Source organism: Burkholderia sp. WTPI3, from assembly GCF_021483755.1.
Classification (GTDB): Bacteria; Pseudomonadota; Gammaproteobacteria; order Burkholderiales; family Burkholderiaceae; genus Burkholderia.
The window spans coordinates 1-13,370 of record NZ_JAGIXF010000041.1; the positions used below are offsets into that span (position 1 = coordinate 1).

Sequence of the window (13,370 nt, forward strand, 5' to 3'; positions counted from 1 at the left end):
CCGCGCGCCGCACGACCATCGACGCGCTCCGCCGGCTTGCCGAGCCATTCGCCCACCTGCGCGTCGAGCGCGCGGGCCGGATCGAGCACGGCGTCCACGGCGCCCATCTTCACGAGGTTGTCGAGCCCCGGCGCGAACACCGGCGTCGAGCGCGCCATCTCCTTCAGCACGTCGATCGGCAGCTTCGTCACGCGCGACATCGACGGCAGGTCCATCACTTCCGGTTCCGCACCCGGCACCGCGAGCAGCGTGCGCGTCGCGAGCGCGGTCGCGATGAATGCGCCCGCGGCCGTATGGCCGTACAGCAGGCCGATCGTCCGGTGCCCGGCGAACTCCGCGTGCATCAGGCATTTCGCGAGATGCGCCAGGCATTCGTTCAGCCCGAGCAGCTCGTCACGCTTGCTCATCCGCTGGCTGTCGCTGTCGACCAGCACGAGAATCGGCGTGTCGCCGCCGCGCTCGATCGTGTCGAGCACGTGCGATGCGAGCGTCACGGCTTCGTCGATGCCGAACTGCAAACGGTCGGCGACGCCGATCACGTCGACGCGCGTGCCGGCCAGTTCCGCGTGGCCCGTGAGCAGGCTGCCGGTTCGCCCAATCGAATGGCCTTTAGGGAACAGCGAGGTCAGTACTTCATCGAGCGTCATGCTTCGGCTCCTGTAACTGGTCGGCGAGCTTCGCGAATTCGTCGTCGGGCATGCCCGGAATCGCTTCCGCCTTGTCCGCGCCGAGCGCGCGCCACACGTCGAGCGCATCCTTGCATTCGCCGAACCGTTCGATGCGCGCTTCGAGACGCGCCTGCTCCGCGCGCAGCATCGCCGCATCGAACGTCGGCGCACGGCCGAGCAGTTCGAGCGCAGCCGCGCGAAACGCGTCGGGCGTGTCCGCGACGTAGCGATCCGCGCCGCCGATCAGGCGGCGGTGCTTGCCGCCCATCGTGCGCCAGATCAGCGCACGGTCCTTCGCATCGAATTCCTCGACGCCGCGATTGGTCTCGATCACTTCAGGCCCCGACACGCTGATGCGCCCTTGCTCGGACACCGCGAGCGCCGAACAGCACGCAGCGAGCAGGCCGCCGCCGCCGTAGCAGCCCGCGCGCCCGCCGATCAGCCCGATCACCGGCACGCCGGCCGCGCGCGCTTCGACAAGCGCGCGCATGATCTCGGCGATCGCCAGCTCGCCCGCGTTCGCTTCCTGCAACCGCACGCCGCCCGTATCGAACAGGATCAGCACGGGCATGCCGAGTTCGCGCGCCGCGCGCAGCAGCCCCGTGAGCTTCGCGCCGTGCACTTCGCCGAACGCGCCGCCCATGAAGCGGCCTTCCTGCGCGGCGACGAACACGGGCCGGCCGTCGAGCCGGCCGCGGCCGACCACCATCCCGTCGTCGAACTGCTGCGGCAGGCCGAACAGCGGCAGGTGCGGGCTCGTCACGCGTTCGCCCGGCCCGAGAAATTCGGTGAAGCTGCCCGCATCGAGCAGCCCGTCGACGCGCTGGCGCGCCGACGCTTCGTACCAGCTCGCGCCGTTCGCGACGAACGCCGGTGCATCGTGAATCACGTCGGTCATCATGCGTCCCCCTCGATCGCGCGCACAGCCTGCGCGAGCCGCAGCGACACCATGTCGGGCCGCGCGCCGCCGTCGTTGATCGACAGCTTCAGGCCGCCCGGTGTGCGCCGTTCGACGAAGTCCGACACGACGGCCTGCCATACCGCGCCGAAGCCGACCGCCGCGGTGCGGATGTCGATCTCGCATTCGTTGCCCGGCAGCACGCGCTCGACGAGCACTTCGAGATTGCCCGACGCGACCACGCCGACGAGCGCCGTGGCCAGTTCGCCCTTCGCGCGTTCGCGCGCGGTGAAGCGGTAGTTCAACTGTTCCATGCCCTCTTCCTCACCAGTTGCGGAACCGGGCCGGCGGCGCATACAGGCCGCCCGACCAGTGCACGAGATCCTTGATCGAGCGCGCGGCGAGCCAGCGGCGGTCGGCGTCGAGCGGATCGATGCCGAGATCCTCCGGACGGCGAATCACGCCGCGCTCGCGCAGGCGCTCGACCATCTTCCTGTCGCGGCCGCGGCCGACTTCCGTATAGCCGGCCACGCCGCGAATCGCATGCTCGCGCTCGTCCTTGTCGCGGCACATCAGCAGGTTCGCGATCCCTTCCTCGGTGACGATGTGCGTGACGTCGTCGCCGTAGACCATGATCGGCGCGAGATCGAGCTGCAGCTTGTCGGCGAGCTTCAGCGCGTCGAGCTTCTCGACGAACATCGGCACGTTCTTGTCGCCAAACGTCTCGCCGATCTGCACGACCAGCTTGCGGCCGCGCCGCAGCGCCGCCGGCGTGTCGGGGTCGGCTTGCGCGCCGGCCTTCAGCCACGGCTCGCTCGGATGGCGCCGGCCGCGCGCGTCGCTGCCCATGTTCGGCGCGCCGCCGAAGCCGGCGATCCGCTCGGCCGTGACCGTCGACGAATGACCGGACAGATCGATCTGCAGCGTCGAGCCGATGAACATGTCGCATGCATAGAGGCCGGCGGTCTGGCAGAACGCGCGGTTCGAGCGCAGCGACCCGTCGGGGCCGGTGAACCACACGTCGGAGCGTGCGCGGATGTAGTCGTCCATCCCGACTTCCGAGCCGAAGCAGTGGATCTGCTCGACCCAGCCCGATTCGATCGCGGGAATCAGCGTCGGATGCGGATTGAGCGCCCAGTGCGTGCAGACCTTGCCTTTCAGCCCCAGCTTCGCGCCGTAGGTCGGCAGCAGCAGCTCGATCGCGGCCGTGTTGAAGCCGATCCCGTGGTTCAGGCGCTTGATGCCGTACGGTTCGTAGATGCCCTTGATCGCGAGCATCGCGGTCAGGATCTGCGTCTCGGTGATCGCGGCCGGGTCGCGCGTGAACAGCGGCTCGACGTAGAACGGCCTGCCGGCCTCGACGACGAAATGCACGCGGTCGCCGGGAATGTCGACGCGCGGCACCTTGTCGACGATGCGGTCGACCTGCGCGATCACGATGCCGTCCTTGAACGCGGTGGCTTCGACGACGGTCGGCGTGTCCTCGGTGTTCGGGCCGGTGTACAGGTTGCCGTCGGCGTCGGCGCTGACCGCCGCGATCAGCGCAACCTGCGGCGTGAGGTCGATGAAGTAGCGCGCGAACAGCTCGAGATACGTGTGCACCGCGCCGAGCGCGATCTTGCCGCCGAACAGCAGCTTCGCGATCCGCTGCGACTGCGGGCCGGAATACGCGAAATCGAGCCGCTTCGCGATCCCGCGCTCGAACACGTCGAGATGCTCGGGCAGCACGACGCCCGACTGCACCATGTGCAAATCGTGCACCTTCGCGCTGTCGACGTCGGCAAGCGCGGTTGCGAGCAGGTCGGCCTGTTTCTGGTTGTCGCCTTCGAGGCAAACGCGGTCGCCGGGCCGCAGCACCGCTTCGAGCAGCGCGACGGTGTCGCGCGCATCGACCCGCTTGCCCTGCGCGTACGCCGCGCCGGCCGCGAGGCGTGCATCGCGCGCCTGCCGCGCGTGATTCCATCCCGTCATGAACAGTTCTCCCGCTTCGATGGTTCAGCGGCATTCTAAGCCTGGCGCCGCCGCCGATTGATGATGTTGACGAATGCGACTCAGAGGACGCCGCGATGGATGCGGTCCGCTACGGGCCGCGCCTGCCGGCTGCACGCGCGGGCCGCCCGAACCGGACGCGGACGGCTACGCGCCGACCAGCGCGCGCGTCGTGAAGAACAGCACCGACGGCCCGAGCAGGCAGCCGACGCCGGTATGGAACGTCGCGACCAGCGCGCCGTACGGCACGAGCCGGCGATCGGTCGCGGCAAGCCCGGCGCTCACGCCGCTCACGGTGCCGGCCAGGCCGCCGAAGATCATCGCGGAGCGCGGCGTCTTCAGGCCCATGAAGTTGGCTGCAACCGGCGTGCCCACCATCACGATGATCGCCTTGACGAGCCCCGTCGCGATGCTGAGCGCGATCACGTCGGAACTCGCGCCGATCGCCGCGCCCGTAACGGGCCCGACGATGTAGGTGACGGCGCCCGCGCCGATGGTCGTCATGCTGACCGCGTCGGTGTAGCCGAACGCGCGCGCGATGCACGCACCGACGATGAACGGCAGCACGGTGCCGAGCAGCAGCGACACGACGCCGACGAGGCCGGCCTTGCGCGCCTCGGTCGGCTGCACTTCGAACGCGGTCGCGACGATCGCGAAATCGCGCAGCATCGCGCCGCCCATCAGGCCGACGCCCGCGAACAGCGGCACGTCGGCCAACCCCTTCTCGCCGCCGGTGAATGCGCCGCCGACGTACGCCAGCGCGAGACCGATCACGATCGCGATCGCGGAGCCGTGCACGCGGCCGAACGTGAGCTTGCGCGACACGATCGACGACAGCCACATGATCAGGCCGACCAGCGCGAACGACGCGACGAGCCCGTTGTGGGCGACGGTTTTTTCGAGCATCTGCAGCATTGCGGCCTCCGTCACTGTTCTTCGAATTGCGGCACGCCCGCGAAGGCCGTATCGTCGCGCCCCGTGCGCACGAGTACCGCGATGCAGCATGCGCAGATCGCGACCGCGCCGACGGCGGCCAGCAGCGCGACGGGGCCACCCTTCAGCGCGGCGACGACGTTCTGGTTCGCGGCCATCGCGACGACGACCGGGATGTACATCGCGCCCCAGAAGCCGACGCCGGCCTCGGTTTCCTTCGGCAGCCAGCCGCGCCGGTGCAGCCACAAACGCAGGCAGATCAGCAGCAGCATCGCGATGCCGACGCCGCCGACATTGGTCTTCACGCCGATCGCGGTGCCCAGCAGGTCGCCGAGGAATAGTCCGGCCAGATGGCAGAACGCCAGCAGCGCGGTTCCGTAGATGATCATGAGTCGTCTCCAGTCTCTTCGTGACGGGCGCCTGACACCTGCGGGAGACGGGGCCCGCCGCGCCGATCCCGAGCGCGGACACTCTGTCTCCTGCGGCGGTGCGCCGCGGCCCGGCGGCTCGTCGTGCGAGCGCGTTCTCGGGCGGTCGATGGGATGATGCGGTTTCGAGCCGGACGCCGGATGCCTTAGACTGACCGATGCAGCCGGCGGCGCGACACGCGCTACGCGTCCGCTGCGCCCCGTCTGCACGAGCCGCATCGGGGCGTATCCGATACTAGCCCCGCAAAATCCGGCCATTTATGAAGTTGTCGAAACCGATTCAGTGGATTTAGCAATGCGTCCATTACCGCCCGAGCTGCTGCGCAGCTTCGTCGCCGTCGCCCAGTCCGGCAGTTTCACTGCCGCGTCCGAGCGCGTGAGCCTGTCGCAGTCGACCGTCAGCCAGCACATCCGCCGTCTCGAAGAACTGCTCGACCGGCCGCTGTTCGAGCGCGACACGCGCAACGTGCGCTTGTCGCAGCACGGCGACGCGCTGTTCCGCTACGCAGTGCGCATCCTCGAGCTGATGGACGAGGCCGTCACGTCGGTGTGCGGGCCGCCGCTGTCAGGCAAGGTGCGGCTCGCGATGTCGGAGGATTTCGCGTCCGCGCACCTGACGGCCGCGCTCGCGAGCTTCGTGCAGCGCAATCCGGAAGTCGAGCTCGCGATCTCGACCGGGTTGTCGGGCGACCTGTTCGACGCGCTCGACGAAGGCCGTCACGATCTCGTGTTCGCGAAGCGGGTCGCGGGCAGCCGGCGCGGCCGCGTGATCCGCAGCGAACCGCTTTACTGGTGCACCGGCCCCGATTCACGCATTACCGGCCACGAGGCCGTGCTGCCGCTCGCGATGCATCCCGAGCCGAGCGTGTCGCGCCGTCGCGTGCTGGAATCGCTCGAGGCGGTCGGCCGCCCTTACCGGATCGCGGTCGTGAGCAGCAGCATCGCAGTGCTGCGCGCGGCCGCGAGCGCGGGGCTCGGCGTCAGCGCATTCGCCGGCTACGTGATTCCGGCCGGGCTCGCGCGGCTCGACGCGGGGCTGCCCGAGCTCGGCGAACTCGAATACGTGATCGATCGTCCGGCGGCCGCATCACGCTCGACGCTCGCGCTCGAAGCCACGCTGATCGCCGCGGCGGCCGAGCTGTAGCGGCACCGGTCGCGCTCGCCAACGCAGCAACCTCGGCGACGCCCCGCTGCGGCGTCACGCGCAACTGACCATCTTGCCCGGAACGCGTCAGCGTCTGCGCAGTGCCCGCTCGCGAGAATGGGGCCCATCGGAATGCACGGCAGCGTGCCGTGCGTCCGCTGTCCCGTCCCCATGATCGGAGCACACCATGAACGCCATGCGATTCGCCGTCGCGACCGCCGCAGCCGCGCTGTTATCCCCCGCCTTTGCACAAACCGGCGCGCCCGCCCCCGAGCAGGGCCTCACGCGTGCGGAAGTCGTCGCCCAGTTGAAGCAGGCCTATCTCGACGGCGAGCTGCCGACGAACGACGGCAACTATCCGCCGGACGCCGCGGCGCGCGCGCGCAATCGTGAACTGGTGCAGGCCGCACGACCCGCATGGCTCGCACAGACACCGCAGGCGCCGCAAACGAGCGCTCAGCAATAGTCGCCCGCGCAGCGCGGCGACAGGCTCAGGGCAGGAAGCTGCGACGCCGCGCGTCGATCAGCTCGACGAGCAGCCGGTCGCGCTCGGCGGCGAGCTCCTGCATCGAGCGCTCGCCCTGGATCGCGCGCAGTTCGTCGTTCAGCTTGCGATCGACGTCAGGGTCGAACGACGGCGTGCCGAGATCGTCCCACCACGTCGTGATCGGCCCCGACAGATGTTCGAGGAAGTGCGCGATCCCGCCCGCGCCGCCGCCGAGGTGATAGGTCAGGCACTGCCCCATCAGCCCCCAGCGCAAGCCCGGACCCCATGCGACCGCCTTGTCCGCATCCGCGACGCTCACCACGCCTTCGCCGACGAGGTGATACACCTCGCGGAACAACGCCGCCGCGAGCCGGTTCGCGACGTGGCCCGTCATTTCCTTGTTGAGCACGATCGTCTGCTTGCCGAGCGCGTCGTAAAACGCCTTCACGCGCGCGATCACGCCGGCATCGGTCGCGTCGCCGCCCACCAGCTCGACGAGCGGAATCAGGTGCGGCGGGTTGAACGGATGCGCGATCAGGCAGCGCTCCGGATGCTTGTCGCACGCGGTCTGGATCTCGGACATCTTCAGGCCCGACGAGCTCGATGCGATCGGTACGTGAGCCGGCAGCACGTCGTCCATCCGGCGATAGAGCGCGCGCTTCAGGTCGAGCCGCTCGGGGCCGTTTTCCTGCACGAAATCGGCACCGTCGAGTGCGCGCGAGAGATCGGCGTCGAACGACAGCCGTGCGCAGAGTTCGGCGGCCCGTTCGCCGAGAAACGCGGCGAGCGCGTCGCGCAGCCGTGTGTCGGCCTGCGGCGCGGGATCGGTCGCGACGACGTCGAAGCCCTTCGACAGATAGAAAGCCGCCCAGCTCGCGCCGATCACGCCGGCCCCGACGATCGCGATGCGTTGAATGTCCATGTCCTTCCCGTCTCCGTGGTCTGTGGATAGCGCGACGATTGTCGCATCGATTCGCATCGTCACGCGTTGACGCAAATTGCAATTTCCCTCTTGAAAACCGCTGCGGCGGCCTCTAATTACCGGTTACCCGGCAGTGCCCGTCACGCGGGCTGCCCCCGTTTCGACTCGGCGGCAAGCCGCCCGTCGCACTCACCATCGGCGACGCGTCGTCGCGTCTTTCGCGTTTCATGTTCCGGAGGAATTTCATGAGCGGCATTCATAACGGCCACGACCTGTTCGACGAATTCGCCCGCGTGCAGCGGCAAATGGCGAGCCTGTTCGGCGAGCTGCCGACCGGCATCCGCGCGGTGCGTCCCGGCGCGTTTCCCGCGCTGAACGTCGGCACCACCGACGACGCGATCGAGATCGTCGCATTCGCGCCCGGCATGAGCGCGGCCGACTTCGACGTATCGATCGACAAAGACCTGCTGACGATCAGCGGCGAGCGCAAGCCCGCGCCGCGCGACGCCGGCGACGAAGTGCGCACCTATGCGCAGGAACGCTTTCATGGCACGTTCCGCCGCGTGGTCGAGCTGCCGCAGAATGCCGATGCCGACAACGTCAGCGCCCGCTACGAAAACGGCTGCCTGCTGATTCGCGTCGGCCGGCGCGAGGCATCGAAGCCGCGCGCGATAACCGTCCAGTAAAACTCAGGAGAACGACATGAATACGAGCCAGACCCTGACCGAACGCCAGACCGGTGCCGCGCCTGCTGTTGCCGCTGCCGACGCCGCACGCCGCCCCGCGATTACGCCGGCCGTCGATATCGTCGAGGACAAGCAGCGCGTCACGCTGCGCGCCGACCTGCCCGGCGTGCCGCGCGAAAACCTCGACGTGAAGGTGCACGACAACACGCTGACGATCGAAGCCGACACACGCATCGACACGCCGGCCGAGCAGCGCATCCGGCATGCCGAAGTGCGCGCGCCGCGCTATGCGCGCACCTTCGTGCTGAGCCCCGATCTCGACACGTCGAGGATCGACGCCAACCTGCGCGACGGCGTGCTCACGCTGACGATTCCGCGTCGCGAGGAAACGCGCCCGCGCCGCATCGACGTGACGTCCGGCAACGCGTAAACGCCGACATACATCGTCGCGCGACGCGTATGTAAAAGCCCCGCCAGGCACGCTGCCTGACGGGGCTTTTTGCAACATGCGTGCAACGTGCGGCGCGGTGCATGCGCACCGCAGCGATCAATCGAAGTCGAACAGGTCGAACATCGATTTCTTGCGGCGCTGGCCGTCGTGCCGATAACGATCGTCGTGCGAACGGCCGTCGCGGCCCCAGCCATCTTCGCGCGTGCGCGGTGGCTGCGGATCGTGCCGCATCGCCGCATCGCCGGTTTCGCGCGCAATCAGCTTGTCGAGTTCGCCGCGATCGAGCCACACGCCGCGGCACGTCGGACAGTAGTCGATTTCGATCGACTGGCGCTCGGCCATCAGCAGGTCGGGCGTCTTGCAGACCGGACATTTCATCGCGCTTCTCCCAGGGTTGCAAATTCCGCGTCGCGGGCAAGCCGGCCGAGGCCGGCCTCCCGCTCGCCGGCTCAGTGACTCAGCGACCTTCGACTCGCGCAGCGCGCTTCGCCTTCGCGCGCCGCGCCAGCATGTTCATGCCCTCGACGAACGCCGAGAACGCCATCGCCGCGTAGATATAGCCCTTCGGCACGTGCGAGCCGAAACCTTCCGCGATCAGCGTCATGCCGATCACGACGAGGAACGACAGCGCAAGCATCACGACGGTCGGGTTGCGGTCGATGAAGCGTGCGAGCGGCTGGGCGGCGAACAGCATCACGGCCACCGCGACGATCACCGCGACGAACATGATCGGGATGTGCTCGGTCATGCCGATCGCGGTCACGATGCTGTCGATCGAGAACACGATATCGAGCATCACGATCTGGCCGATCGCCGCCCACATCGTCAGGCTGGCCGCGCCGCCGGACGCGCCATCCGCGTCGCCGTCGCGCGACACGTGGTGATGGATCTCGGTCGTCGCCTTCCAGACGAGGAACAGGCCACCCGACAGCAGGATCAGGTCGCGCCACGAGAATGCATGATCGAACAGCGTGAACACGGGCGTGGTGAGGCTCGCGATCCATGCGACGCTGCCGAGCAGCGCGAGACGCATCACGAGCGCGAGCGCGATGCCGACGCGCTGCGTGCGGGCGCGCTGCGCTTCGGGCAGCTTGTTGCTGAGGATCGAGATGAAGATCAGGTTGTCGATGCCGAGCACGACTTCCATCACGACGAGCGTCAGGAGCGCCGCCCAGACGGCGGGATCGGCAGCAAGCGTCAGCAGGTAGTCCATGAAAAGGGCCGAGACGAAAGTGGAAAGCCCGATGATAGACAACCCACGACCTCGAGAAAATCAGAGAAAATGTGATCTTTGGTTCGGTTTTTACGAAATAACGATCCGATGCTGAATTTTCGACATCTGTACTATTTCTGGGTCGTCGTGAAGGAAGGCGGCTTCGCGCGTGCCGCCGAGCGGCTCGACATGGCCGTGCAGACGATCAGCGCGCAGGTGCGCGAGCTCGAGAAGTCGCTCGGCCACCAGCTGCTGCGCCCGGCCGGGCGCGGCGTCGCGATGACCGACGCCGGGCAGGCCGCGTATGCGCGCGCGGAAGTCATCTTCGAGATGGGGCGGCTGATTCCCGACGAAGTCCGCGCGGCGGCGAGCCAGCCGACCGTGCGGCTCGCAGTCGGTCTCGCGGACGGGATCTCGAAGCTGGCGGCCCATGCGATCCTCGCGCCGGTGCTCGATACGCCCACGCTGCGGCTGCTGTGCCACGAAGGCGAACACGATGCGCTGCTCGCGGAGCTGGCGCTGCACCATCTCGATCTCGTGCTGGCCGGCCAGGGTGCGCCGTCGGGGTCGAACCTGCGCGTGACGAGCGAGCGGCTCGTCGCATCGCCGGTCGACTGGTACGGGCCGGCGGCGCTCGTCACGCCGGCCGCCCGACAGCGCTTTCCGCAGTGCCTCGCCGAATTGCCGGTGCTGCTGCCCACCGCCCATTCGGCGCTGCGCGCGCGTCTGGACCTGTGGCTGGAGCGCGAACGGATCGTCCCGCGCGTGGCCGGGGAATTCGAGGACAGCGCGCTGATGGCCGTGTTCGCCGCGCGCGGCCTCGGCGTATTTCCGCTCAGCGAACTCGGCGCGAACGATGCATCGCTGCTGCGCGGGCTGCGCCGGCTCGGCCGCGCGGGCGACGTGACCGAGGAAATCCACGCGATCCGCTCGCGGCGCGGCGAACATCATCCGCTGGCATCGCAACTGCTCGCCGCCGCGCGGCCCGTGGCGGCCGGCTGAAGCGAACGCGACATCAAACGAAACTATAATGACGCCCCGGCCATACGAGATTGCCCGCGGAAATCGCCCGCGCGCCGCGCAGGCACCGCCGTTACGCGGCTTGCGCGCACTGCGCCCGCAGCCGCCGCACGGCATCTCGCCGAGCCTTTTGAAAGACGCCATGCACAACCGATTTCGCCTGTTTTCCGTTTCGTGCGCGCTCGCGGCCGCGGCCGTGCTGGCGGCGTGCTCGTCGCCGCCCAAGCCGATCTACCAGCAGGAACAGTTCGACGCGACCAGCAGCCCGTACTCGCACACGTTCCACTCGAAATCCGATGCAACCTGCGAAGCCGCGCGGCGCGCGCTGCTGAGCCAGGGCTATGTCGTGTCGTCGTCGCGCAACGACGCGGTCGACGGCAGCAAGAATTTCCAGCCCAGCAACGACATGCACGTCGTGATCGAGTTTCACGTCGTGTGCGCGGACGCGAACACGGATGGCTCGTCGAGCATCGCGTACGTGAACGCGGTGCAGGATCGCTACACGCTGAAGAAGTCGAATACGTCGGCGAGCGTCGGGCTCAGCGTGTTCGGCTCGCTATCGCTGCCGATCGGGTCGAGCGACGATGCGCTCGTGAAGACCGCGAGCGAGACGATTCCGGCCGGCGTGTTCTATGAGCGCTTCTTCAATCTCGTCGAGCACTTCCTGAAGGTCGATCCGGCCCGCCGCGATCGCGCGGCCGTGAGGGCGGCCGAGAAGGAACCGGTCACGCCCCTGCCCGAGCCCGCGCCGACGCCGCAGGGCGAGCCGATGAAGATGACGACGCCGGTCGTGCCGACGCCGCCCGCCGCGCCGGTGCCGCTTTCGGTGCCGAGCGTCGCGCCGGCGACGGGGACATCGGTGGTGCCGGCCGCGCCCGGCGTCACTCCGGCCGTGGTCGCACCGGGAACAATGCGGGCTGGTGTACCGGGGGCGGTTTCGGTGCCTGCTTCGGCTTCGGCCCCCGCTTCGGCTTCGATCCCCGCTTCGGCTTCGATCCCCGCTTCGGCCTCGATCCCCGCTTCGGCTTCGATCCCCGCTTCGGCTTCGGTTCCCGCTTCGGCTTCGATCCCCGCTTCGGCCTCGATCCCCGCTTCGGCTTCGATCCCCGCTTCGGCTTCGGTTCCCGCTTCGGCTTCGGCGCCTGCTGCGGCCTCGGTTCACGCTTCGGCCCCGACGCCCGCTTCGGCTTCGGCCCCCGCTTCCAGCCCGGTATCGACGCCTGCCGCTGCAACGCCGGCATCGGCCGCATCTGCGCCGGTGCCCGCGTCCACGACATCCGCCCCCGCGTCCTCGAACACCACGCCTGCCGCCGCCGATCCGGTCGCATCATCGGCACCGACCGGTGCAAGCGCACCAGTTGCCAACTAACGCGCGTTCCGTCTCCCCGCGCCGTGCCTCTCGAGGCGCGGCGCGATCCCCCTTCTCCGCCCCCGCCAACGACATGTCCGGCCGCACGCCGGCCGCCCGTCACGCACCTTCGATTCGAAGCGACTGACGACCGAGGTCAACGCACCACGACGGCCCCGCGCGCCCTACGTGCAAGACCAGCCGGAATCTCCTACCGCCCTGCCTTTCCGCTTTACCTCAACGTCGCATTCAGCGTGTGCAGTGACTCGACCGTCGCCGTCACGCCGCCGCAGACGATCACCGCGATATTCGACGCCGACTCGAGCACCGGCACCGACGCGTCGAGCGCGGCCAGCGCAGCACCGCATGCGGGTTCGACGACGATCCGGTGCTCGTCCAGCAACCGCAGCGACGCAGCCACCGCTTGCGCATCCGACACGACGACCGGATGAATCGCGTGCCGTGTCGCCCATTCGACCGCCGCGTCGCATGGCCGCTTCGCGCCGAGCGACGTCGCAATGCTCGTGATCGCCGGCAATTCGACCGGATGCCCCTGCTCGACCGAACGCGCATAGCAGTCGGCACCTTCCGTCTCGACCGCGACGACCGGCACGTCGCGCCAGCCGTTGCGCGCGAGCCCTTCGAGCACGCCGCACAACAACCCGCCGCCGCCGACCGCCAGCACGACCGCATCGGGCTTCGGGCCGCTCGCCGCCATCTCGTCGATCATCGTCGCGTGCCCCTGCCACAGCACGGGGTCGTCGAACGGATGCACGAAAGCGTCGTGCGGGCCGACGGCCGCCAGCGCGAACGCGTTCGCCTCGGCCCAGCTCGCGCCGTGCACGACGACCTCCGCGCCCTCGACGCGAATCAATTCGCGCGCGCGGGCCGACGCGCTTTCCGGCACGACGACGAGCACCGGCACACCGAGCTCGCGGCCACAGTACGCGACCGCGATGCCCGCATTACCGCCCGACGACGACACGAACCGCCGTGCGCCAGTCGCATGCCGCGCTTCGCAGACGGCACCGATCCCGCGCAACTTGAACGAACCGGACGGCTGCAGCGCATCGAGCTTGAACAGAACGTTCATGCCGAGCCGACGCGAGGCGATTTGCGAACGGATATACGGAGTCTGGATATGAAGCGGCATGGTGCGGGACACGATGAGAATGGGTGACGG

The 13,370-nt window shown here is 68.7% G+C and carries 16 protein-coding genes; 6 read left to right on the forward strand and 10 right to left on the reverse strand.

From position 1 onward, the window contains the following. The 6 genes from mdcE to madL all read right to left on the reverse strand — a co-directional run. Positions 1-647: biotin-independent malonate decarboxylase subunit gamma (gene mdcE / locus J7024_RS21505; RefSeq protein ID WP_234745470.1), on the reverse strand; the 647-nt coding region annotated here is incomplete at its 3' end. Next, entirely contained in the window at positions 634-1,569 is a 936-nt protein-coding gene (locus tag J7024_RS21510) for a biotin-independent malonate decarboxylase subunit beta (RefSeq protein WP_175761928.1), read from the reverse strand. The genes J7024_RS21510 and mdcE, both read right to left, overlap by 14 nt. Further along, positions 1,566-1,880 carry a malonate decarboxylase acyl carrier protein gene (gene mdcC / locus J7024_RS21515; RefSeq protein ID WP_124829594.1) on the reverse strand — a complete coding sequence of 105 codons (315 nt, stop codon included), beginning with the start codon at positions 1,878-1,880 and terminating at the stop codon, positions 1,566-1,568. The genes J7024_RS21510 and mdcC overlap by 4 nt, the downstream gene beginning before the upstream one ends. 10 nt (positions 1,881-1,890) lie before the next feature. Then, the gene (mdcA, locus tag J7024_RS21520; RefSeq protein ID WP_124829595.1) at positions 1,891-3,537 is read right to left on the reverse strand and encodes a malonate decarboxylase subunit alpha; all 1,647 of its coding nucleotides are present in this window, start codon (positions 3,535-3,537) and stop codon (positions 1,891-1,893) included. A gap of 165 nt (positions 3,538-3,702) precedes the next feature. Then, positions 3,703-4,470 carry a malonate transporter subunit MadM gene (gene madM, locus J7024_RS21525; RefSeq protein WP_096502806.1) on the reverse strand — a complete coding sequence of 256 codons (768 nt, stop codon included), beginning with the start codon at positions 4,468-4,470 and terminating at the stop codon, positions 3,703-3,705. Between the two features lie 11 nt (positions 4,471-4,481). Further along, positions 4,482-4,877, reverse strand: coding sequence for a malonate transporter subunit MadL (gene madL, locus J7024_RS21530; RefSeq protein WP_048242453.1), 396 nt, complete (start codon positions 4,875-4,877; stop codon positions 4,482-4,484). 334 nt (positions 4,878-5,211) lie between these two features. Between madL and J7024_RS21535 the strand changes: the two genes are divergently transcribed. Further along, positions 5,212-6,060 carry a LysR substrate-binding domain-containing protein gene (locus J7024_RS21535; RefSeq protein WP_124829596.1) on the forward strand — a complete coding sequence of 283 codons (849 nt, stop codon included), beginning with the start codon at positions 5,212-5,214 and terminating at the stop codon, positions 6,058-6,060. 187 nt (positions 6,061-6,247) lie between these two features. Next, positions 6,248-6,526, forward strand: coding sequence for a DUF4148 domain-containing protein (locus tag J7024_RS21540; protein WP_124829597.1), 279 nt, complete (start codon positions 6,248-6,250; stop codon positions 6,524-6,526). 25 nt (positions 6,527-6,551) lie between these two features. On the opposite strand, the gene J7024_RS21545 is transcribed toward J7024_RS21540, so the two are convergent. Beyond that, the gene (locus J7024_RS21545) at positions 6,552-7,469 is read right to left on the reverse strand and encodes a 3-hydroxyacyl-CoA dehydrogenase NAD-binding domain-containing protein (RefSeq protein ID WP_124829598.1); all 918 of its coding nucleotides are present in this window, start codon (positions 7,467-7,469) and stop codon (positions 6,552-6,554) included. Positions 7,470-7,714: 245 nt separating this feature from the next. On the opposite strand from J7024_RS21545, the gene J7024_RS21550 reads away from it, so the two are divergent. Then, positions 7,715-8,155, forward strand: coding sequence for an Hsp20/alpha crystallin family protein (locus J7024_RS21550; RefSeq protein WP_124829599.1), 441 nt, complete (start codon positions 7,715-7,717; stop codon positions 8,153-8,155). 16 nt (positions 8,156-8,171) lie between these two features. After that, the gene (locus J7024_RS21555) at positions 8,172-8,585 is read left to right on the forward strand and encodes an Hsp20/alpha crystallin family protein (RefSeq protein ID WP_124829600.1); all 414 of its coding nucleotides are present in this window, start codon (positions 8,172-8,174) and stop codon (positions 8,583-8,585) included. 117 nt (positions 8,586-8,702) lie between these two features. On the opposite strand, the gene J7024_RS21560 is transcribed toward J7024_RS21555, so the two are convergent. Continuing rightward, positions 8,703-8,984 carry a TFIIB-type zinc ribbon-containing protein gene (locus tag J7024_RS21560; protein WP_234745471.1) on the reverse strand — a complete coding sequence of 94 codons (282 nt, stop codon included), beginning with the start codon at positions 8,982-8,984 and terminating at the stop codon, positions 8,703-8,705. A 79-nt stretch (positions 8,985-9,063) separates the two neighbouring features. Beyond that, positions 9,064-9,819, reverse strand: coding sequence for a TerC family protein (locus J7024_RS21565; RefSeq protein ID WP_124829602.1), 756 nt, complete (start codon positions 9,817-9,819; stop codon positions 9,064-9,066). Positions 9,820-9,927: 108 nt separating this feature from the next. Between J7024_RS21565 and J7024_RS21570 the strand changes: the two genes are divergently transcribed. Then, entirely contained in the window at positions 9,928-10,821 is an 894-nt protein-coding gene (locus J7024_RS21570) for a LysR family transcriptional regulator (RefSeq protein WP_175751988.1), read from the forward strand. A gap of 160 nt (positions 10,822-10,981) precedes the next feature. Continuing rightward, complete coding sequence (locus J7024_RS21575) at positions 10,982-12,208, forward strand: DUF2242 domain-containing protein (RefSeq protein ID WP_175761930.1); 1,227 nt, start codon at positions 10,982-10,984, stop codon at positions 12,206-12,208. 211 nt (positions 12,209-12,419) lie between these two features. Here the strand turns inward: J7024_RS21575 and J7024_RS21580 are convergent, their stop codons facing one another. Then, a complete protein-coding gene (locus J7024_RS21580) occupies positions 12,420-13,340 on the reverse strand; it encodes a pyridoxal-phosphate dependent enzyme (RefSeq protein WP_124829605.1) in 921 nt (306 codons plus the stop codon). Between the last annotated feature and the right edge of the window lie 30 nt (positions 13,341-13,370).

What these genes read in the sequence shown, in the direction of transcription:
- J7024_RS21510 (WP_175761928.1), bottom strand. Translation starts at nt 1,569, where the DNA reads ATGATGACCGACGTGATTCACGATGCACCGGCGTTCGTCGCGAACGGC.
- mdcC (WP_124829594.1), bottom strand. Translation starts at nt 1,880, where the DNA reads ATGGAACAGTTGAACTACCGCTTCACCGCGCGCGAACGCGCGAAGGGC.
- mdcA (WP_124829595.1), bottom strand. Translation starts at nt 3,537, where the DNA reads ATGACGGGATGGAATCACGCGCGGCAGGCGCGCGATGCACGCCTCGCG.
- madM (WP_096502806.1), bottom strand. Translation starts at nt 4,470, where the DNA reads ATGCTGCAGATGCTCGAAAAAACCGTCGCCCACAACGGGCTCGTCGCG.
- madL (WP_048242453.1), bottom strand. Translation starts at nt 4,877, where the DNA reads ATGATCATCTACGGAACCGCGCTGCTGGCGTTCTGCCATCTGGCCGGA.
- J7024_RS21535 (WP_124829596.1), top strand. Translation starts at nt 5,212, where the DNA reads ATGCGTCCATTACCGCCCGAGCTGCTGCGCAGCTTCGTCGCCGTCGCC.
- J7024_RS21540 (WP_124829597.1), top strand. Translation starts at nt 6,248, where the DNA reads ATGAACGCCATGCGATTCGCCGTCGCGACCGCCGCAGCCGCGCTGTTA.
- J7024_RS21545 (WP_124829598.1), bottom strand. Translation starts at nt 7,469, where the DNA reads ATGGACATTCAACGCATCGCGATCGTCGGGGCCGGCGTGATCGGCGCG.
- J7024_RS21550 (WP_124829599.1), top strand. Translation starts at nt 7,715, where the DNA reads ATGAGCGGCATTCATAACGGCCACGACCTGTTCGACGAATTCGCCCGC.
- J7024_RS21555 (WP_124829600.1), top strand. Translation starts at nt 8,172, where the DNA reads ATGAATACGAGCCAGACCCTGACCGAACGCCAGACCGGTGCCGCGCCT.
- J7024_RS21560 (WP_234745471.1), bottom strand. Translation starts at nt 8,984, where the DNA reads ATGAAATGTCCGGTCTGCAAGACGCCCGACCTGCTGATGGCCGAGCGC.
- J7024_RS21565 (WP_124829602.1), bottom strand. Translation starts at nt 9,819, where the DNA reads ATGGACTACCTGCTGACGCTTGCTGCCGATCCCGCCGTCTGGGCGGCG.
- J7024_RS21570 (WP_175751988.1), top strand. Translation starts at nt 9,928, where the DNA reads ATGCTGAATTTTCGACATCTGTACTATTTCTGGGTCGTCGTGAAGGAA.
- J7024_RS21575 (WP_175761930.1), top strand. Translation starts at nt 10,982, where the DNA reads ATGCACAACCGATTTCGCCTGTTTTCCGTTTCGTGCGCGCTCGCGGCC.
- J7024_RS21580 (WP_124829605.1), bottom strand. Translation starts at nt 13,340, where the DNA reads ATGCCGCTTCATATCCAGACTCCGTATATCCGTTCGCAAATCGCCTCG.